This window comes from Rhodocyclus purpureus, from assembly GCF_016653115.1.
Taxonomy (GTDB): Bacteria; Pseudomonadota; Gammaproteobacteria; order Burkholderiales; family Rhodocyclaceae; genus Rhodocyclus; species Rhodocyclus purpureus.
In genome coordinates, this window is record NZ_NHRX01000021.1 from 14,753 (window position 1) to 35,140 (window position 20,388).

Below are 20,388 nucleotides of genomic sequence, written 5' to 3' on the forward strand. Positions count from 1 at the left end.
AATCCGTAACGGAGCGAACATGATCATCGACGTCAAAGTTCCCCAGTTGTCCGAGTCGGTCGCCGAAGCGACGCTCGTTTCCTGGCGCAAGAAGGCCGGAGAATCCGTCGCCCGCGACGAAAACCTGATCGACATCGAGACCGACAAGGTCGTCCTCGAACTGCCGGCGCCGGCCGCCGGCGTCCTGGTCGAGATCGTCAAGGGCGACGGCGATACCGTCGTTTCCGGCGAACTGATCGCGCGCATCGACACCGAAGCGCAGGCCGCCGCGTCGGCCCCTGCCGCCGAAGCCGCAGCGCCGGCGGCCGCGCCTGCAGCGCCGGCCGCTGCAGCGCCGGCCGTGGCCCCGACCGCCCCCGCTGCAGCAGGTGGCGCCTTCGCCATGCCGGCCGCGCGCAAGATCCTCGCCGAGAAGAACCTCGCCGCCGGTGAACTGCTCGGCAGCGGTCGCGGCGGTCGCGTCACCAAGGCCGACGCGCTCGCCGAACCGGCCAAGCCGGCAGCGGCCGCTCCGGCCCCGGTCAAGGCGGCACCGGTCGTCGAAGTGGCGGCCGGCGACCGTCCCGAGCAGCGCGTGCCGATGTCGCGGCTGCGCGCGCGCATCGCCGAGCGTCTCGTCCAGTCGAAGAACGAGAACGCGATCCTGACGACCTTCAACGAGGTCGACATGAGCCACATCATCGCGCTGCGCAAGCAGTACGCCGACAAGTTCGAGAAGACGCACGGCGTGCGCCTCGGCTTCATGGGCTTCTTCGTCAAGGCCGCCGTCGCCGCGCTGCAGAAGTTCCCGATCCTCAACGCCTCGGTCGACGGCAGCGACATCGTCTATCACGGCTACATCGACGTCGGCATTGCGGTTTCCGCGCCGCGTGGCCTGGTCGTGCCGATCCTGCGCGACGTCGACCAGATGAGCATCGCCGACATCGAGAAGAAGATCGCCGAATACGGCCAGAAGGCCAAGGAAGGCAAGCTGACGCTGGAAGACCTGAGCGGCGGCACCTTCTCGATCTCCAACGGCGGTGTCTTCGGCTCGATGCTGTCGACGCCGATCATCAACCCGCCGCAGTCGGCGATCCTCGGCATCCACGCGACCAAGGACCGCCCGGTCGTGGTCGACGGGCAGATCGTCATCCGCCCGATGAACTACCTGGCCCTGTCCTACGACCACCGCATCATCGACGGCCGTGAAGCCGTTCTCGGCCTGGTGGCGATGAAGGAAGCGCTCGAAGACCCGACCCGCCTCCTGCTCGGCGTCTGATCCCGGCAGCAGTGTCCGGCGCTGCCCGCCCCGAGCGGCGGGCAGCGCTGCAGCCAACCCCACCCTCTCACCCGGCCCCGGTCGCCGGGAACACCCTTCAGGGAGCGAACATGTCCAAGCAATTCGACGTCCTCGTCATCGGTGGCGGACCCGGCGGCTACGTCGCCGCCATCCGTGCCGCGCAGCTCGGTTTCTCGGTTGCCTGCTGCGAGGACCAGGCCTACGCCGATCCGGATGGTCAGCCGCGCCTCGGCGGCGCCTGCCTCAACGTCGGCTGCATCCCGACCAAGGCGCTCTTGCACACCTCGCACCTGTTCGCCGAAGCCCAGCACGGCTTCGCCGCGCAGGGAATCCGCGTCGGCCAGCCGGAAATCGACGTCGGCCGCATGATCGAGCGCAAGAACGGAATCGTCAGCCAGCTCACCGGCGGCATCCGCGGCCTGTTCAAGAAGAACAAGGTCAGCTTCCTGCCTGGCCGCGGTGCCTTCATCGGCCGCAGCGGCGACAGCTGGCAGATGAAGGTCGGCGACGAGATGGTCGAGGCGACGCAGGTGATCATCGCCACCGGATCGCGCGCGCGCCACCTGCCGGGGATCGCCGTCGATAACCGCATCGTCTGCGACAACGTCGGCGCGCTCGACATCGACGCGGTGCCGAAAAAGCTCGCCATCATCGGCGCCGGCGTCATCGGCCTCGAGATGGGCTGTGTGTGGAGCCGTCTCGGCAGCGAAGTGACGCTGCTCGAAGCGGCGCCGACCTTCCTTGCCAGCGCCGACAGCGACGTCGCGCGCGAAGCGGCGAAGGCCTTCGCCAAGCAGGGCCTATCGATCAAGCTCGGCGTGAACATCGACAACGTCTCGGTCAGCGGCGAAGGCGTCGCCCTCGTCTACACCGACGCGCAGGGCCAGGCGCAGAAGCTCGACGCCGACCGCCTGATCGTCTCGGTCGGCCGCGTCCCCAACACCGACGGGCTCAACGCCGAAGTCGTCGGCCTGCAACTCGACGACAAGGGCTACGTCGTCGTCGATGACCGCTGCCGCACCAAGCTTCCGAACGTGTGGGCCGTCGGCGACGTGGTGCGCGGCCCGATGCTCGCACACAAGGCGATGGAAGAGGGCGTCATGGTCGCCGAGCTGATGGCGGGCCAGGCGGGCCACTGCAACCACGACACCATCCCTTGGGTGATCTACACGAGCCCCGAGATCGCCTGGGTCGGCAAGACCGAGAACCAGCTCAAGGCCGACGGCGTCGCCTACAAGGTCGGCAAGATCCCGTTCATGGCCAACGGCCGCGCGCTCGGCATGGGCGAGACCACCGGCTTCGTCAAGATGCTCGCCTGCGCGCAGACCGACCGCGTGCTCGGCCTGCACATCGTCGGCGTCAACGCCTCCGAGCTGATCATGGAAGGCGTCACTGCGCTCGAATTCGGCGCCTCGGCCGAAGACATCGCGCGCATCTGCCACGCCCACCCGACGCTGTCGGAAGTCGTGCACGAAGCCGCGCTCGCCTGCGACAAGCGGCCGCTGCACTTCTGAGCCTTGGCCGGCTTCGCCGGCCGCGCTCTGCTGCCGCAAAAAGGGCGCCCATGGGGTGCCCTTGTTGCATCCGGGTCGGCTTACGCTGCGCCAACGATCATGGCGAGTCGTGTCACCCCTCTGCATGAAACGTGGCCATTCGCTGCAATGCCGTCATTGCGAGGCGCGTAGCGCCGTGGCAATCCAGTTCGTTCTTCCAGTTTTGCGGCCTCGCCAACTGGCGGGCTGCTGATCCCGACGACTTACGCATATCAGGTCGGCCGATGCTTCACGAAATTGTTCCACGTTTCACGTTAACCCGTATGCAAAAGGCCTTCAGCATCATCGGCGCAAGCGCTGTGCACGCGCACGGGCATTCCGGGTTATCCTGAGTATTACGAAGTAATAATCGGGAGGCGCCATGTGCTGGAGTGCAACGGCATCGACGGTCTTTGCAGTCACCGGCTTCGCCGCGGCCGCCTGGCTCGCGCTGAAGAAGGACCCTGAGCCGGCGGCGCTGTGGGTCTGCCTCGCCTGGTTCGGCCTGATGGAGGCGATCCAGGCAACCTCCTATCTTGTCGTCGACCAGTGCGACTCACCGGCGAACCAGTTGCTGACGCTCGCCGGCTACCTGCACATCAGCTTTCAGCCTTTCTTCATCAACGCGGTCGCGCTGCACTTCATGCCGAAGGAGGCCGCGCGCAAGGTGGCGCCCCTGGCTTATTTCGTCTGCTTCGTCGGCGCCGCGCTGATGCTGATCCAGCTCCATCCCTTCGCCTGGGCCGGCCAATGCGCGCCGGCGCGGCCGCTCTGCGGTGGCGATGTCCTGTGCACCGTGAGTGGAGAATGGCACATCGCCTGGCTGCTGCCGATCAACGGCATCGGCAACAGCATGGCCGACAACACCTATCTCGGCTACGGCTTCATCTCCTACGCGGTCGCTGCCTTCTACCTGCCTGGACTGATGGGCAGCTGGCGCTTCACGCTGTTCACCTACCTGGCCGGGCCGGTGCTGGCCGGGATGACGACCAGCAATCTCAACGAATGGCCGGCGATCTGGTGCCTATTCAGCATCGGCCTCCTACTCGTCGCGATGGTGACGCCGCTGCGCAGACTTCTCTACGTCAGTGATCCGTGGTGGATGCGGCGGCAGCGACCTTAGGCGTCGGCCAGCGGCCAGCGGTCGATGATCCGGTAGCGGGCGCCTTCGCGGCCCAGTTCGGAGGCGACCAGGACGAAGCTGTCGACTCGCCAGAAGACCGGCTTGGTGCTGACCGGCGGCGGCGCTCGCCGGGCGTTGCGCAGCAGCGTCACGTGTGCCGAGAATGGCCTGCGGTCGATCGCGAATCCGTCCGCGCGCAGCGCAGCGTTCAGCGCCTGAGCGAGATCGACGAGTTGTTCAGGAGTCCGCTGCGGTCCGGTCCACACGATGCGGTGCTCGTGCCAACTGCCGCAATGGTCGAGCACGAGGTCCGACGCTTTGCCGACCTGCCCGGCGGCGATCCGGCGCAGCAGCTCGACGCGATCGGGCGCCTGCTCGCCGAGAAACGCCAGAGTCACATGCAGCGTCTCGCGCCGCAGCAGCCTGCCCCCGCACTGCGCATGCAGGCCGACTGCGCATTCGTGCAGCGCGACCTGAGTTTCGGCTCGGGGCCAGAGTGCGAAGAACACCCGCTGTTGTGGGATTCCCTGGTCGCGGGGGGGGCTTACGCCGACGGCTCGTCGGCGGTCAGAGGGTGTTTCCATCGCCGGGAAGATGCAGCGGGCGGGATGCCGTCATCGATCTTCCGCAGCGATGCGCGGATCGCGGCTTACTGCGCCTGGCGCAGTATCGTGTAGACACGGTCCTTGAGGTGCAGCTTTTCCTTCTTCAGCACTTCGATCTCGTGATGGGAGTGCGGCGATACTCCGGATTCCATATCGGCGATCTGCCGGTCCAACTCGTCGTGTCGGTCGAACATCTCGGCGAAGTTCGGATCGGACGTCTTCAGTCGGCTGATAAGGTCGCGGTACTCGGAAAACATTGTCGTTCCCTCCAGAAATAATGCTTTTAGCGAAATCGCGGTGCGCTGCATTGGAATGTCGTGTGAACGCTGTCGGCTCATACCGACGATCCATGCCCGATTTTACGCTACTGGCGCGTCGTTCGGGCGAACGTTCGGTCTTGCCGTTGCGCGTTTCGACGCCAGGCGGTCAGCGAAAAAAGCGCATCTCCCGGCCTGCGTCAAGTCCCCCAGCGCTGAGGGAAACCGGGCCGACTCTCCCGCGAGCCCGGCCAGGTCAGTGCCGGCTGCCCTAAACCCTTGCCCGATATAGGGTTTTTGCGGTTTTCCCCAATATCTGTGGATAAGTCTGTTGATTACTTGTCGATGGCAGCGCTAAGTCATCGCCAGCAAAGGGTTTGCGCCACTTTGCCGAAACTATGTGCAAGGTTTTAAGTCATTGATTTAATTGAGGCGGGAAAAAATTTTCGGTGGGCGCCTGGCGGCGCCTGATGGACCGCTGCGCCTCTCCCCGGAAAACCGTCAGTGTGCATAAGTCAAGGAATTCGAGCTGTGCCGTGAAGCCGCCATCCCTGGCACAAGCACCCGCCGGCGGGCACTGTCGCTGCGGGGGAGTCTGGCGCTGACGCGAGAAATGACGAGGTCCGGCGCTCATGATACGATTGCGTTCGGGTCGCCACGGCTTGCGCAGCCATCCCTTGTCGTGCCGCCGGTTGGCGTTCAGGCGATGCCCGGCGGGTGCGCCACTCCGCCAGCAATGTGCAGGGCGAACGAGAGTTCGCCTTTTTTCTTGCTGCCAGCTTCCTGTCCTCAAACGATTCACGGGCCACCATCATGTTCGACGCCGTTCGCAACAACCGGAAGATCGTCCAGATCTTCCTCGCTCTGATTGCCTTGCCTTTCGCGCTGTGGGGGGTGGATTCCTACGTGCACAGCGGCGGTGCCGGCGAGGATCCGGCCAGCGTCGGCGACAGCAAGATCTCCGCGCAGCAGTTCCAGCAGGCGTGGCGCGACCAGCAGGAGCGGCTGCGCCAGACGCTCGGCCACGACTTCAAGGCGGAAGCGATGAACACGCCGGAAGCGCGGCTGGCGACGCTCAATTCGCTGATCGACCAGCGCCTGCTGCTGCTCGAAGCGCGGCAGGCGCGGCTCGGCGTCAGCGACGAGGCCTTGCGCAACTTCATCGGGCGCATCCCCGCGCTGCAGGAGAACGGCGCCTTCTCGATGTCGCGCTACGAGGCGGCGCTGCGCGCGCAGGGAATGAGCCAGCCGCAGTTCGAAGCGCAACTGCGTCAGGATCTCACCCTGCAGCAACTGGTCTCGGCTGTCGGCGACACCGGCATCGCCGCGCGGACCGCGACCGAGTCGATCATGCGCATCGAGGCTGAGGAACGGCAGGCCGCCGAGCTGCGCTTCCCGCTCGCGCAGTACGCCGGCGAGGTCAAGCTCGATGCCGCGGCCGTGAAGAAGTTCTACGACGAGAACGGCAAGCTCTTCGCGACGCCCGAACAGGCGCGCGCCGAGTACCTGGTGCTCTCGCTCGACGCGCTGCTGGCGCAGGTCAAGGTCGAGGACGAGGAGGTGAAGGCCTGGTACGACGGCCACAAGGATCGTTTCCAGACCGCCGAGGAGCGGCGCGCGAGCCACATCCTCGTGCTCGCCGAGGGCAAGGACACGGAAAAGGCCAAGGCCAGTGCCGAAGCCATCCTCAAGGAAGTGCAGCAGGCACCGGCGAAATTCGCCGACATCGCACGCGCGAAGTCGCAGGATCCCGGTTCGGCAAGCAAGGGTGGCGACCTCGGCTTCTTCGGTCGTGGCATGATGGTCAAGGCCTTCGACGACGCCGTCTTCAAGCTCAAGGAAGGCGAGATCTCGGGTCTCGTCCAGACCGAATTCGGCTTCCACATCATCAAGCTCTCCGCGGTCCGCCCCGGCAAGCTGCGCCCGCTCGACGAGGTGCGTCCTGAGATCGTCGCCGAGCTCAAGCGCCAGGCCGCGTCGAAGCGCTTCGCCGAAGCGGCCGAGGCGTTCAGCAACATGGTCTATGAGCAGGCGGACAGCCTGAAGCCCGCCGCCGAGCGCTTCGGCTTGAAGATCGAGAGCAGCGGCTGGCTGGTGAAGGCGCCGAAGCCCCAGGAAGCCGCCGGCTACGGACCGCTGCGCGACGACAAGGTGCTCAAGGCCCTGTTTGCCGACGATGCGCTGAAGGACAAGCGCAACACCGAAGCGATCGAGATCGCACCGAACACGCTGGTTGCTGCACGCGTCGTCGAATACCAGCCGGCAGCGGTGAGGCCGTTCGAGACGGTCAGCGCGGCGATCGAAGCCCAGCTCAAGCTGCGCGAAGCCGCGGCGCTGGCGAAGAAGGCCGGTGAAGCGAAACTCGCCGAACTGCAGAAGGGCGAGGAAGGCAGCGCCAAGCTCGCCTGGAGCGCGACCAAGACCTTCTCGCGATCGCAGCCCCTGCCGGCGCCGCCGGTCGCCGCCCGCGCCGTCTTCCAGGCGCCGGTCGGCAAGCTGCCCGCCTACGTCGGCGTCGCGCTCGACAACGGCGATTACGCGCTCTACCGGATCGGCAAGGTGAGCCAGCCCGAGTCGATCGACGAAACCCGGCGCCAGGCGATCCAGCGCGAATATGCGGGCCTGATGGCGCAGGAAGACTTCGCCGCCTACCTCGCCGCCCTGCGTGCGCGGATCAAGGTCGAGATCAACCACAAGGCGATCGAAACCGGCGAGCGCTAAGCGAGCCGCTGCGGGCGAGGGATCACCCGCAGGATGGAAACCCGGACGGGGCAGTCAGGCGAACTGGCTGCCCCGTTTTTCTGTGTGCGCGTGTTGTTGCCCGGTCAGCCCGGGCGCTGGATGTTGCCACGAGCCCATTGCGCCCAAGGATGTTGCCCCGAGGCGAGCGTGGCTCGAAATCCGTGGCTCATTCCAAAGCATAACGGCCGCTTGCGCGGCCGTTTTCCCGGGAGCGAGGCCGATCAGGCCGGCAGCGGTGCCGGGTTGCCGAGGGCGGTTGTATTGAGGCCGCCGTCGACGTACATGATCTCGCCGGTGATGCCGCTCGCCAAGTCGGAGAGCATGAAGGCGGCGGCGTTGCCGACTTCCTCGATGGTCACATTGCGGCGCAGCGGGGCGTTGTGCGCGTTGTAGGCGAGCAGCTTGCCGAAGTTGCCGATGCCGGAAGCGGCCAGCGTCTTGATCGGGCCGGCGGAAATGGCATTGGCGCGGACGCCTTGCGGGCCGAGGCAGAAGGCGAGGTAGCGCGTCGCTGCTTCGAGGCTGGCCTTGGCCAGGCCCATCGTGTTGTAGTTGGGCAGGGTGCGCTCGGCGCCGAGGTAGGTGAGCGCGAGCAGCGAGGGGTTGTTGCCCTTCATCAGCAGCGGGCGCGCAGCCTTGGCCAGCGCCGGGTAGCTGTAGGAAGAGACGTCGTGGGCGATGCGGAAGGATTCGCGCGAGATGCCTTCGAGGAAGTCGCCTTCGATCGCTTCGCTCGGCGCGTAGGCGATCGAGTGCACGAGGCCGTCGAGCCCTTCCCAGTGCTGGCCGATGTCGGCGAACAGCTGGTCGATCTGCGCGTCGTCGGAAACGTCACAGGGGAAGACCAGCGTGCTGTCGAATTCGGCAGCGAACTTGGTCAGCCGCTCCTGGAAGCGTTCGTTCTGGTAGGTGAAAGCCAGCTGTGCTCCTTCCCGATGACAGGCGCGTGCAATGCCGTAGGCGATCGAGTGCTTGGAGAGCAGGCCGGTGATGAGGATGCGCTTGTCTGCGAGGAATCCCATGGGTTCTCAGTGTCGAATGATGGTTAATCGAATCAAGGTGTTGGGTGCTGCGTGTGGCGGCGCACAAGCAGCCGCCAGTATGGACGCGCCTATTCTAACAGCCATCAAGCCTGCCATGAACCCGGGAATTGCAGCAAGAAGTTGCACCGGGGACGTGCGCGCGGCGCGAATTCGTCGCCTGCATTCGTCGCCGACACGCGGCAAGGGCTGCGCAGGGTAAGATGCTCTCCTCGCTGCGGAGGCCATCCATGTTCTACGGCATCACCGACATCACCACCTTCATCGTCGGCACCATCGTCATCGTCCTCCTGCCCGGACCGAATTCGCTCTACGTGATGAGCATGGCGACGCGCCGGGGCATTGCTGCCGGCTATCGCGCGGCCGGCGGCATCTTCCTCGGCGACGCGATCCTGATGCTGCTGACGGCCATGGGGGCGGCTTCGCTGCTGCAGGCGACGCCCGCCCTGTTCATGGCGATGAAGTACGCCGGCGCCGCCTACCTGGCCTGGCTGGGCGTCGGCCTGTTGCGCGCGGCTTACCGCACCTGGACGGGCACGAACGAGGAGTCGCTGCGGCCGGAGCCCGGCGATCCCTCGCATCCCTTCCGCACGGCGCTCCTCGTCAGCCTGATGAACCCGAAGGCGATCTTTTTCTTCTTCTCCTTCGTCATCCAGTTCGTCTCGCCCGATTATCCGCACCCGGAACTGTCCTTCCTCATCCTCGCCCTGGTCGTGCAGACCTGCAGCGCCTTGTACCTGTCGGCGCTCATCTTCGGCGGCACCGGTCTTGCCAGCCATTTCCGGCGCCGGCAGCGGCTGGCGGCGAGCGCCAACGGCGTCGTCGGCGCCCTGTTCGTCGGCTTCGGCATCAGGCTCGCCGCGGCGACGCTGGAGTAGCACAAGATGAGGGTCGTGATACAGCGCGTCGGCGAGGCGTCCGTGAGCGTCGGGGGAGAGCTCAAGGGCCGCATCGGCGCAGGGCTCCTGGTGCTTGCCGGCTTCGAGGAAGCCGATCGGGTCAGCGACCTCGACTGGATGGCGCAGAAGATCGTCCGCCTGCGCGTCTTCCCCGACGAGCGCGGGGTGATGAACCGCAGCGTCGTCGATGCCGGCGGCGAGATCCTCGCCGTCTCGCAATTCACTCTCTACGCGTCGACGCGCAAGGGCAACCGCCCGTCCTGGGGACGCGCCGCCCCCGGCCCGCTGTCGCAACCCCTGTTCGACGCCTTCGTCCTCCGGCTCGGCGAACTGCTCGGCCGCCCCGTGCCCACCGGCGTCTTCGGCGCCGACATGCAGCTCAGCCTCGTCAACGACGGTCCCGTCACCCTCACCATCGACTCGCGGTGCCCAGAATGAACGAAATTCCGAACGATATTCCAAACGCTTCCCGTCCCGGCCACGCGCAGCCCGGGCTGCTTGGCAAGATCCTGGCCTTCGCCGGCCTCGCCGCGCTGGCAACGCTAGGCTTCATGTTCTCGCTGGTCGTGGTCGCGGTCGCCGCGGTGGCGGCCGTGTTTCTCGGCACCTACCTGTGGTGGAAGACGCGCGCAGTGCGCAAGATGATGCGCGAGCAGCGCGCCGCTGGCATCCGGCGCGGCGACGGGCAACCCGAGGGCGAAGTGATCGAAGGCGAGGCCGTCATCGTCAGGGAATACACGGCGCGCTTGGGCCGGGTGCTGCCGCCGGGCGACGCGGAGAAGTAGCGGAGGCTGCGTCCCGGCGCCGCTGCGGGTGACGCGCGCAGGGGCATCCGCTACACTCCGGGCATGTTTTCATCCCGCCGCTCGCTCCGCTTTTCGTCGTTTCTCGCCCTGCCTGCGCTCGCGCTGCTGCTTGCCGCCTGCGGCAGCGAGTGGAACGACCCCTATCCGGCGGAGCAGCGCGGCCAGAACATCCTCTACTCGGCGTTCACCGAGCGGCCGAAGCACCTCGACCCGGCGCAGTCCTACACGGAAGACGAGATCACCTTCACCGCGCAGATCTACGAGCCGCCGCTGCAGTACCACTACCTGAAGCGCCCGTACACGCTGATCCCGGCGACCGCCACCGCGGTCCCGGTCGCGCGTCTGTACGACGCGGAAGGGCGCGAGCTGCCGGCCGACGCGCCGGCCGACCGCGTCGACCACAGCGTCTACGAGATCCGCATCAAGCCGGGGATCCGCTACCAGCCGCACCCGGCCTTCGCGGTCGACGCCGGCGGCGCGCCGCGCTACGCCGATCTCGACCGCGCCCGCCTCGCCGGCATCGACACGCTCTCCGACTTCGCCGAGACCGGCAGCCGCGAGCTCTCCGCCGACGACTACATCTACCAGATCAAGCGGCTCGCTCACCCGCGCCTGCACTCGCCGATCTTCGGCATGATGGCCGAGCGCATCGTCGGCTTGAAGGAACTCGGCGCGACGCTCGCGGCTGCGGCCAAAGACCTGCCGCAGGACGGCTGGCTCGACCTCGACCGCTATCCGCTCGCCGGCGTCGAGCGCGTCGACGCCCACACCTGGCGCGTCACGGTCAGGGGCAAGTACCCGCAGTTCCTCTACTGGCTGGCGATGCCCTTCTTCGCGCCGATCCCGCGCGAGGCCGACCGCTTCTACAGCCAGCCGGGGATGGCGGAGAAGAACCTGACGCTCGACTGGTACCCGGTCGGCACCGGCCCCTATCTCCTCGCCGAGAACAACCCGAACAGCCGCATGGTGCTCGCGCGCAACCCGAACTTCCACGGCGAGACCTACCCGTGCGAAGGCGAGCCCGGCGACGCGGCCGCCGGCCTGCTCGCCGACTGCGGCAAGCCCTTGCCCTTCATCGAGCGCGCGATCTTCACGCGCGAGAAGGAAAGCGTCCCCTACTGGAACAAGTTTCTGCAGGGCTACTACGACGCGTCGGGGATCTCCTCCGACAGCTTCGACCAGGCCGTGCGGCTTGCCACCGGCGGCGACGTCCAGCTCACCGACGAGATGCTAGACAAGGGGATCAAGCTCCTGACCAGCGTGCGCGCGTCGATCTTCTACATGGGCTTCAACATGGTCGACCCCGTCGTCGGCGGGCTGTCCGAGCCTGCGCGGAAGCTCAGGCAAGCGATCTCGATCGCGATCGACCAGGAGGAATTCATCTCGATCTTCATGAATGGCCGCGGCGTCCCGGCGATGGGGCCGCTGCCGCCGGGAATCTTCGGTTACGAGGACGGTGAGGCCGGCATCAACCCGGTCGTCTATCGGTGGCGCGACGGCAAGGAAAGGCGGCGCCCGCTCGCCGAGGCGCAGCAGCTCCTGGCCGAGGCCGGCTGGCCGAACGGCCGGAACGCCCGGACCGGCGAGCCGCTCGTCCTCTACCTCGACACCACCGGCGGCGGCATGGGCGACAAGTCGCGGCTCGACTGGCTGACGCGGCAGTTCGCCGGGCTCGGCATCCAGCTCGTCGTGCGCTCGACCGACTTCAACCGCTTCCAGGAAAAGCTGCGCAAGAGTTCGGCGCAGCTCTACTACATCGGCTGGAACGCCGACTACCCGGACCCGGAGAACTTCCTCTTCCTCCTGCACGGCGCCGAGGCCAAGGTGAAGAGCGGTGGCGAGAACTACGCGAACTACCAGAACGCGGAGTACGACCGCCTCTTCCGCGAGGTGAAGGACATGGACAGCGGCCCGGAGCGCCTCGTGCTGATCCGGCGCATGCTCGACATCGTGCGCAATGATGCGCCCTGGGTGTTCGGCTTCCACCCGAAGACCTACACGCTCGGCCATGCCTGGCTCGCCAACCGCAAGCCGACCGACGTCGGCAACAACATCCTGAAATACCAGCGCATCGACGTCCCCCGCCGCGAGCGCCTGCGCGAGGAATGGAACCGGCCGCTGCTGTGGCCGCTGGCGGCAGGCGGCGCCGCGCTGCTGGCGCTGCTGGTCCCGGCCGTCGTCGGCTACCGGCGGCGCGAGCGCAGTGCGGCACTGGAGAAATCCTGATGCTCGCCTACATCCTGCGCCGCCTCCTCTACGCGCTGCCGATCCTGATTGGCGTGAACGTGATCACCTTCGCGCTGTTCTTCGTCGTGAACACGCCCGACGACATGGCGCGCATGCAACTGGGCGTCAAGCGCGTGACGCCCGAGGCGATCGCCGCGTGGAAGGCCGAGCGCGGCTACGACAAGCCGCTCTTCGTCAATACCGAGGCGAGCGGCACCGGTCTCGTCACCGACACCATCTTCTTCACGCAGTCGGCGCGCATGTTCGTCGGCGACTTCGGCCGCGCCGAGGACGGCCGCGACATCTCGCGCGAGATCACGACGCGGATGGGGCCATCGCTGGCGATCGCGCTGCCGACCTTCGTGCTCGGGCTGATGGTGACGATCAGCCTCGCCTTGCTGCTCGCCTTCTTCCGCGCGAGCTACCTCGACTTCTGGGGCGTCGTCGCCTGCGTCGCGCTGATGTCTATCTCCGGGCTCTTCTACATCATTGGCGGCCAGTTCCTGATCAGCAAGCTGTGGAAGCTGGTGCCGATCTCGGGCTACGGCGGCGGCCTCGACGCCTGGAAGTTCCTGCTGCTGCCGGTGCTGATCGGCGTCGTCTCGGGAATCGGTTCGTCGACGCGCTGGTACCGCACGATCTTCCTCGAGGAGATCGGCAAGGACTACGTGCGCACCGCGCGCGCCAAGGGGCTCGCCGAGACGGTGATCCTCTTCCGCCACGTGCTGCGCAACGCGCTGATCCCGATCCTCACCGGCGTCGTCGCGGTGATCCCGCTGCTGTTCATGGGCTCGCTGCTCACCGAGTCGTTCTTCGGCGTCCCCGGACTCGGCAGCTACACGATCGACGCGATCAACGCGCAGGATTTCGCGGTGGTGCGCGCGATGGTCTTCATCGGCTCGGCGTTGTACATCGTGGGCCTCCTCTTCACCGACCTCTCGTATGCGCTGGTCGACCCGCGCATCCGCTTCGACCGATGAACGGCCAGTTCGTCCTGCTCTGGTCCGACGCACTGATCTGGCTGATCGCGATTGCTGCGCTCGTCCTCGGTCTCGTCTCGGCGCGGCAGCCGCAACTCGCGGCGGCCTGGCGGCGCGTCGGCCGCAGCCGGCCGGGGATGGCGGCAGCGACCGTGCTGCTCGCCTTCGTCGTCGTCGGCCTCGCCGATTCGCTGCACTACCGGCCGCTGCTGGCGCCGGCCGCCGGCTCCAGCGCGCCGGTCTATGCGGTCGAGACCCTGTCGCTGCTCGACGCGATCGCCGAGCCGCTGCGCAGCCGCAACGAGAAGACCTACTCGGCACCGCTGGCGACGCGCGCGTTTGCCAAGGAGACGAGCGAAGTCCGCGACGCCGACGGCAGCCTGCGCCAGGTGCGCGATTTCCCGCGCCTGCGCTTCGGCGGCGCGCATCTCGGCGCGGACGAGGACGCACGCGAGGCCGATGTCGGCGCGCGCGTTGGCAAGTCGCTGGCGCTGGGCCTCGCCGGCTGGGCGGCGCTGCTCGTCCTGGTCACGCTGTGGCTGGCGCGGAGTGAAGCGCTGACGGTGGCCGAATCCAGCCGGCGCATCCGGTGCGGCGAGACCTTCTTTGCCTGGAACTCGGTGCTGGCGACGCTCGGGCTGATCGTCCTCGTCGCCGCGCCGTTGTTCGCGCTGTGCGGCGACTACCACGTCTTCGGCACCGACAAGGTCGGCCAGGACGTCTTCTACCAGGTGCTGAAGAGCGTGCGCACGGCGCTGGTGATCGGCCTGGTGACGACGCTGACCACCCTGCCGCTGGCGATCTTCTTCGGGCTCACCGCCGGCTACTTCCGCGGCTGGGTCGACGACCTGATCCAGTACCTGTACACGACGCTCAACTCGATTCCCGGCGTGCTGCTGATCGCGGCGGCGGTGCTGATGATGCAGGTGCTGATCGACACGCACCCGGAGTGGTTTGCCACCGCCGCCGAGCGCGCCGACATCCGCCTGCTGGCGCTCTGTTTCATCCTCGGCATGACCAGCTGGACCGGTCTCTGCCGCGTGCTGCGCGGCGAGACGCTCAAGCTGCGCGAACTCGAATTCGTGCAGGCGGCGCAGTCCTTCGGTGTCGCGGACCTGCGCATCATCGCGCGCCACATCCTGCCCAACGTGATGCACATCGTCGTCATCGCGCTGGTGATGGATTTCTCGAGCCTGGTCCTGGCCGAGGCGGTGCTGTCCTACGTCGGCATCGGCGTCGACCCGACCATGATCAGCTTCGGCACGATGATCAACAACACGCGCCTCGAACTCGCGCGCGAGCCGGTGGTGTGGTGGTCGCTGGCGGCAGCCTTCACCTTCATGTTCGCGCTGGTGCTGGCAGCCAACCTGCTCGCCGACGCGGTGCGCGACGCCTTCGATGCACGACTGGCGGGATCCTCATGAGCGGGAAGGATGACTTGAAACGTGCGCGTGGCAGCTCATGCATTCGGGCCTTACGGCCCTCCCACGACGCTTGGCCATGGCAGCGCTTTTCGTGGGAGCGGCGGCAGCCGCGAATATGCGCTCTCGATGAACCGGGGCGGCAAAGGGCACCATGATCGTCGATGAACACGCGAGCGGGCGTCAGCCCCTGCTGTCGGTACGCGGGCTGCGTACCGGCTTCGCCACGGGCAGGACGACGCTGACCGCCGTCGCCGGCCTCGATCTCGAGCTTGCCGCCGGCGAGTGCTTCGCGCTGCTCGGCGAATCCGGCTGCGGCAAGTCGGTCGCTGCGCTGTCGCTCCTGCGCCTGTTGCCGCCGGCCGGGCGGATCCTCGGCGGCGAACTGCGCTTTGCCGGTCGCGACCTCCTGCGCCTGCCGGAAGTCGAGATGCGTGCGCTGCGCGGGCGCGGCATGGCGATGATCTTCCAGGAACCGGCGACCTCGCTGAACCCGGTGCTCACCGTCGGCCGGCAGATCGCCGAAGCGCTGCCCGAGTTGGCCGCCGGCGCGGCGCGCGAGCGCGCCGCCGAGTTGCTCGCCGCCGCCGGCATCGCCGATCCCTGGCGCCGGCTCGAAGAGTACCCGTTCCAGTTGTCGGGCGGGATGAAGCAGCGCGTGATGATCGCGGCGGCGCTCGCCGGCGATCCGCAGCTCCTCGTCGCCGACGAGCCGACCACCGCGCTCGACGTCACCATCCAGGCGCAGATCCTCGACCTGCTCGCCGCGCTGCAGGCCGAGCGCGGCATGGGCATCCTGCTGATCACGCACGACTTGGGCGTTGTCGCGCGCATGGCGCAACGGGTCGGCGTCATGTACGCGGGCGAACTGGTCGAGGAGGCGCCGCGCGCGGCCTTCTTCACGGCGCCGCGGCACCCCTACACGCAGAAGCTGTTCGCCGCCTTGCCCGACACCGAGCGGCGCGGGCGCGTGCTGGCGACGATCCCCGGCCAGGTGCCGCCGCTGTCGGCGATGCCGGCCGGCTGCCGCTTCGCGCCGCGCTGCGAGTTTGCCTTCGCCCGTTGCCAGGACGAGTCGCCGCAGTGGCGCGAAGTCGGGTCGGGGCATCGCGTCCGCTGCCACCTCGCGGACGGGCAAGGGCGCATCCTCCCGGCCGAGGCGGCCGCTGCGTCATCGGGCTGCGCCGCCGTGGCCTTGCCGGCCGAGGTCTCCCCCCCTCATGGCACGGATGGAACGGCAGCCACGCCCTTGCTCGCAGTCGGCGAGCTGGCCGTGCATTTCCCGATCCGCCAGGGTTTCCTGCGCCGCGCGGTCGGTGCGGTGCGCGCGGTCGACGGCGTTTCGCTTTCGCTCCGGCGCGGTCGCACGCTGGCGCTGGTCGGCGAGTCCGGCTGCGGCAAGACCACCGTCGGCAAGGCGATCCTGCAACTGATCGCGCCGACCGGCGGCAGCGTCAAGCTCGACGGGCGCGAGCTGGTCGGCATGAGCCGCGGCGCACTGCGGCCGCTGCGGCGGCGCATTCAGATGGTGTTCCAGGATCCGTTCGCCTCGCTCAACCCACGCCTGTCGGTCGGCGAGATCATCGGCGAGGGCATGCAGGCGCTCGGCGTGAGTGCTGATGGGCAGGGGGGTGAAGGGGCGCGCGCGGCGATCGGCGCCTTGCTGCGCCAGGTCGGGCTCGACCCGGCGGCCGTGAGCCGCTATCCGCACGAGTTCTCGGGCGGGCAGCGGCAGCGCATCGCGATCGCACGTGCGCTGGCGGTGCAGCCCGAGCTGATCGTCTGCGACGAGCCGACCTCGGCGCTGGACGTCTCGGTGCAGGCGCAAATCCTCAACCTGCTCGCCGCCCTGCAGGAGGAACTCGGGCTGGCCTACCTGTTCATCACGCACAACTTCGCCGTCGTCGAGCATCTGGCGCACGAGGTGGCGGTGATGTACCTCGGACGGATCGTCGAACGCGGAACGGTCGAGGAAGTGCTCGGCGCGCCACGGCATCCGTATACGCAGGCACTGCTGGCGGCGGTGCCGAGCCCGCGTCTCGACGCGCAGCCGGTGCCCATGCGCCTGCCCGGCGAGACGCCTTCGCCCGCCCGGCCGCCGTCCGGCTGCCACTTCCATCCGCGCTGCCCGCTCGCCGGCGACGACTGCCGTGCTGCCTACCCGGCGGCGGTCGCGCTGTCGGCGACGCACCAGGTGTGCTGCCTGCGCTGCAGCTAGCGTCAGCCGTTGTCGCCGAGCCGGATGGTGAGCGTCTGGCCGGGTTGCAGGCGGTTCGGCTGGATGCGGTTGAGGCGCCGCAGGTCGTCGCTGTCGATCTTGAACTGACGGGCGATCGAGGCCAGCGTGTCGCCGCGGCGAATCGTGTAGGTGGCGATCCGCGGCGGCTTCTGCCTGCTCGCCACGGTCTTGCGCTCGGCGGCCGGGCGCAGCTCGCTGCCGCGCTTCGCCTGCTTGCCCTGCTCAACGCTGCGCAGCGCGAGCTTCATTCCAGGCTTCAGCTTGTTGCGCAGGGCAGGGTTGAGCTGCTTAAGTTCGGCTGGCTTCATCCCGTAGGTGCGGGCGATGCTGGCCAGGCTGTCGCCCGGCCGCACGAGGTGGCTGCGCACGGGCGCTGACGTCTTCGCCTCTGCGGCGGGCTGCGGCGCATGTGCCAGCAGCGTGTGGCTCGTCGCCGCGGCGTCGGTATCGAGCGTGCCGCCGCCCTCGGGCGCCGCCACCAGCAGGGTGAGTCCCGGCGGTGGCTTGATCCCGCCGCGGATGCCGTTGATCGCCTTCAGGTCGGCGACCGACATGCCGAACTGCGGCGCGACCTTCTCGAGTTTTTCGCCCGGGCGCAGCGTGTAGGTGCGCCAGAAGGAGAGCGGTTGCTCGCGCAACTGCCGCTGCTCGAGGTTGCTCTTGAAGGTCGCGAGCTTCTCGGTCGGCAGCACCATCGGCGTGTCGGCGGTGATCACCGGGCGGTTGTGCGCCGGGTTCAGCGCGATGAATTCACTCACCGGCATCTCGGCCAACTGGGCGGCGACGTTGATGTCGATGTTGTCCGGCCAGGCGAGGGTCGTGAAGTAGGGGCGGTTCGGCAGCGGCGCCAGGCCGAGTTCGGCGATCGTCTCGGGGTTGCCGAAGATGTTCTTCAGGGCCTGCAGCTTGGGAACGTAATGACGCGTCTCGTTGGGCAGGGGCAGGCTGAGGTAGTCGCCGGGCAGCCCCTTGGCGCGGTTCCTGGCCACGGCGCGGCCGACCGCGCCCTCGCCCCAGTTGTACGATGCGAGCGCGAGGTGCCAGTCGCCGTGCATCTCGTAGAGCGTCTTCAGGTAGTCGAGCGCGGCGTTGGTCGAGGCGATCACGTCACGGCGCTGGTCGACCCACCAGTCCTGCCTGAGATTGAAGTGCTTGCCGGTCGTCGGGATGAACTGCCACAGGCCCGCCGCGTCGGCGGTCGAGTAGGCCATCGGGTTGTAGGCGCTCTCGACCATCGGCAACAGCGCCAGTTCGGTCGGCAGGCCGCGCCGTTCGAGCTCCTCGACCACGTGATGCAGGTAGCGCTTGCTGCGTTCGACCATCCGGCGCAGGTAGTCAGGGCGGTTCAGGTACCACTGCTGGTGGTAGAGCACCAGGTCGTTGTTGATGTCCGGTATCGAGAAACCGCTGCGCAGGCGGACGAAGAGATCGTCGTGGTCGGCCGTCAGGTCGATCACCGGCGTGCGCAGGCCTGCCTCGCCCAGCCGCATGCCCGAGCTCGCCAGCGACGCTCCGCTCCCCGTTTCATCGGGGAGGCGCAGGACCGGTTGGGAGAGATCGATGACCTGGAAGAGGTCGTTGTCGACCGTCCTGATGGCACGGCCCTGTGCCGCGGCGTCAAAGCCGGCGCAGGCGACTGCCAGAGCAAGCACGAGTCGAGAAATCATCCACAATCCTGTCTTGGGCATCGGCGAAGCGCAGTGGGCGTTGCCGATGGGGGCGGCGAACGGAGGCAGGTGGTGCCCCGGTCGCGCGAGATGGCGTAATCAACCCGCTATCTTAGCCGAAAATGCCTCGTTCGTGCGGGTTTTGCCGCACTCGTCGTCGGAGGCCGCTTGCTCCGCGGCGCTGCCCGGCACAGGGCCGCGGTCGACGACAGGCGTTCCCGCTTTGCTAATTTCGATGAAAATGGCATGTCTGGTGCAAAACGACGATATCATTGGTGGATACGCGCCGCCAGCATCTACCCAGAAGGAGCCACAGCATGAGCACGCCAGCCCTGACCTTGCGCTTTCCGCTCTCCGCACCGCCTGACGCAGCAGTGCCGACAAGTCTGCCACCCGTGCTGGGCGGTGCTGCCGCTCGCGGCGGCGCTGGCGCCGCGCTGTTGCCCAACGTCAGGGCCGTCGCCACTTGGGAACTGGCGCAGACGAGCCGCAGCGGTACGGCGCCGCAGTCCGCGCAGACGGCGGCCGACCAGCGTCTGCTGGCGCTGGAGGCGGTCGATGGGACGACCATATTCATCCGCGCCGATGCGTTGGCCGAGCGCGTGGCGCGGCTGCGACCGGAAGCCCTGGGCCGGGAAGGCGAGGTCGACCTCGACCTCCTGCGCGATCCGGAAGCCACCAGCCGCGGCCTGGGCGACTGGTTGTGGCGGCGCGTTTCGGCGCTCGAGGTCGAGCCCGACGCGATCGGCGAGCTCGCCCGGAAAAAGTTCCTCGACTTGATCAGAGCCAATGCGCTCGCCAGTCTCGAAGACGAGGCGGTCTCCATGGCGTCGACCTGGGGGGCCAAGGCACTGATGGCGGCGATCGAGGACAAGCTGGCCGGCGAGGAGGGCTTGTACCAATGGCGTGGAACTCCCCTGGGGCGGGCGGATCTCTGTCGTCCGGGCGACCCGCGCCTCGCCGGCTGGGCGGGGCGGCCGGCCTTGGTCTTCATCCATGGCACGGGTTCGCACACGCTCGCCAGCTTCGGCGATCTGCCCGGCAGCGAGGAGTGGCGGGCGCTCGCTGCGCTGTACGGGGATCGCGTTTTCGCCTTCGAGCATCGCAGCTTCTCGCAGGGGCCGATCGACAACGCGCTGTTGCTGGCCGGGAGCCTGCCGCAGGGGGCGACGATCCATCTGCTGACGCACTCGCGCGGTGGCCTGGTCGGCGACCTGCTCTGCGTCGGCGGCGGGGCTGAGGAGCGCGCGCGGCTGGTCGGCGAGTTCCGTCGCCTGCCCGGTCCGCAGGAAGCAAGGCGCGAGCAGGAATTCCCGGCCTTGCGCCAGGCGCGTGAGGCAGTCGCGGCGGAAGAACAGGCCAAGTTGCATGAACTGCTGCGCCTGCTCGACGACAAGGACATCAAGGTCGAGCGCTACGTGCGCGTCGCCTGTCCGGCGGCGGGGACGGCGCTTTTGTCCGACAATCTCGACGTCTTCATCTCGGGCCTGCTCGAACTCGTGCGCCGGGGCGGCAGCTGGGCGGCGGGCGCCGTCGCCGGCACGCTGGCCGGCGCGCTCTCCGGGGGGGGGG

16 protein-coding genes are annotated in these 20,388 nt (G+C 67.8%); 12 read left to right on the plus strand and 4 right to left on the minus strand.

Translation table 11 applies throughout. The annotated features are described in order from the left end of the window. Nucleotides 1–19 precede the first annotated feature (19 nt). The 3 genes from odhB to CCR84_RS04540 all read left to right on the plus strand — a co-directional run bounded on the left by odhB (nt 20) and on the right by CCR84_RS04540 (nt 3,934). Nucleotides 20–1,258, plus strand: coding sequence for a 2-oxoglutarate dehydrogenase complex dihydrolipoyllysine-residue succinyltransferase (odhB, locus tag CCR84_RS04530; protein WP_201210088.1), 1,239 nt, complete (start codon nt 20–22; stop codon nt 1,256–1,258). 110 nt (nt 1,259–1,368) lie between these two features. Beyond that, entirely contained in the window at nt 1,369–2,793 is a 1,425-nt protein-coding gene (gene lpdA, locus CCR84_RS04535; protein WP_201210090.1) for a dihydrolipoyl dehydrogenase, read from the plus strand. 400 nt (nt 2,794–3,193) lie between these two features. Beyond that, nucleotides 3,194–3,934 carry a DUF5765 domain-containing protein gene (locus tag CCR84_RS04540; protein ID WP_201210092.1) on the plus strand — a complete coding sequence of 247 codons (741 nt, stop codon included), beginning with the start codon at nt 3,194–3,196 and terminating at the stop codon, nt 3,932–3,934. Here the strand turns inward: CCR84_RS04540 and thpR are convergent. Together thpR and CCR84_RS04550 are read right to left on the minus strand one after the other, a co-directional pair. Next, nucleotides 3,931–4,518 carry an RNA 2',3'-cyclic phosphodiesterase gene (thpR, locus tag CCR84_RS04545; RefSeq protein WP_201210101.1) on the minus strand — a complete coding sequence of 196 codons (588 nt, stop codon included), beginning with the start codon at nt 4,516–4,518 and terminating at the stop codon, nt 3,931–3,933. The genes CCR84_RS04540 and thpR overlap by 4 nt on opposite strands. Before the next feature lie 65 nt (nt 4,519–4,583). After that, complete coding sequence (locus CCR84_RS04550) at nt 4,584–4,877, minus strand: HP1242/YdcH family protein (RefSeq protein WP_242508541.1); 294 nt, start codon at nt 4,875–4,877, stop codon at nt 4,584–4,586. 732 nt (nt 4,878–5,609) lie between these two features. Between CCR84_RS04550 and CCR84_RS04555 the strand changes: the two genes are divergently transcribed. Continuing rightward, nucleotides 5,610–7,517 carry a SurA N-terminal domain-containing protein gene (locus tag CCR84_RS04555; RefSeq protein WP_201210103.1) on the plus strand — a complete coding sequence of 636 codons (1,908 nt, stop codon included), beginning with the start codon at nt 5,610–5,612 and terminating at the stop codon, nt 7,515–7,517. Between the two features lie 242 nt (nt 7,518–7,759). Here CCR84_RS04555 and fabI read toward each other — a convergent pair whose 3' ends face one another. Then, the gene (fabI, locus tag CCR84_RS04560) at nt 7,760–8,560 is read right to left on the minus strand and encodes an enoyl-ACP reductase FabI (protein WP_201210105.1); all 801 of its coding nucleotides are present in this window, start codon (nt 8,558–8,560) and stop codon (nt 7,760–7,762) included. Between the two features lie 248 nt (nt 8,561–8,808). On the opposite strand from fabI, the gene leuE reads away from it, so the two are divergent. The 7 genes from leuE (at nt 8,809) to CCR84_RS04595 (ending at nt 17,128) form a co-directional block, all read left to right on the plus strand. Next, nucleotides 8,809–9,456, plus strand: a complete 648-nt coding sequence (gene leuE, locus CCR84_RS04565) for a leucine efflux protein LeuE (RefSeq protein WP_201210107.1) — start codon at nt 8,809–8,811, stop codon at nt 9,454–9,456. A 6-nt stretch (nt 9,457–9,462) separates the two neighbouring features. After that, a complete protein-coding gene (gene dtd, locus CCR84_RS04570) occupies nt 9,463–9,915 on the plus strand; it encodes a D-aminoacyl-tRNA deacylase (RefSeq protein WP_201210109.1) in 453 nt (150 codons plus the stop codon). After that, nucleotides 9,912–10,262: a hypothetical protein gene (locus CCR84_RS04575; protein WP_201210110.1), complete on the plus strand. Its 351-nt coding sequence runs from the start codon at nt 9,912–9,914 to the stop codon at nt 10,260–10,262. Before dtd ends, CCR84_RS04575 begins: the two co-directional genes overlap by 4 nt. 63 nt (nt 10,263–10,325) lie before the next feature. Next, a complete protein-coding gene (locus tag CCR84_RS04580) occupies nt 10,326–12,509 on the plus strand; it encodes an ABC transporter substrate-binding protein (RefSeq protein WP_201210112.1) in 2,184 nt (727 codons plus the stop codon). Beyond that, entirely contained in the window at nt 12,509–13,489 is a 981-nt protein-coding gene (locus tag CCR84_RS04585; RefSeq protein ID WP_201210113.1) for an ABC transporter permease, read from the plus strand. Before CCR84_RS04580 ends, CCR84_RS04585 begins: the two co-directional genes overlap by 1 nt. Beyond that, nucleotides 13,486–14,913 (plus strand): ABC transporter permease, encoded by a 1,428-nt coding sequence (locus CCR84_RS04590; protein WP_201210114.1) that lies wholly within the window; start codon nt 13,486–13,488, stop codon nt 14,911–14,913. The genes CCR84_RS04585 and CCR84_RS04590 overlap by 4 nt, the downstream gene beginning before the upstream one ends. A 151-nt stretch (nt 14,914–15,064) precedes the next feature. Then, a complete protein-coding gene (locus tag CCR84_RS04595; RefSeq protein WP_201210115.1) occupies nt 15,065–17,128 on the plus strand; it encodes an ABC transporter ATP-binding protein in 2,064 nt (687 codons plus the stop codon). A gap of 2 nt (nt 17,129–17,130) precedes the next feature. On the opposite strand, the gene CCR84_RS04600 is transcribed toward CCR84_RS04595, so the two are convergent. After that, nucleotides 17,131–18,816: a lytic transglycosylase gene (locus CCR84_RS04600; RefSeq protein WP_201210116.1), complete on the minus strand. Its 1,686-nt coding sequence runs from the start codon at nt 18,814–18,816 to the stop codon at nt 17,131–17,133. Between the two features lie 317 nt (nt 18,817–19,133). Here CCR84_RS04600 and CCR84_RS04605 point away from each other — a divergent pair. Further along, nucleotides 19,134–20,388, plus strand: a 1,255-nt coding sequence (locus tag CCR84_RS04605; protein WP_420825377.1) for a DUF7379 domain-containing protein, incomplete at its 3' end; no start/stop codon positions are given.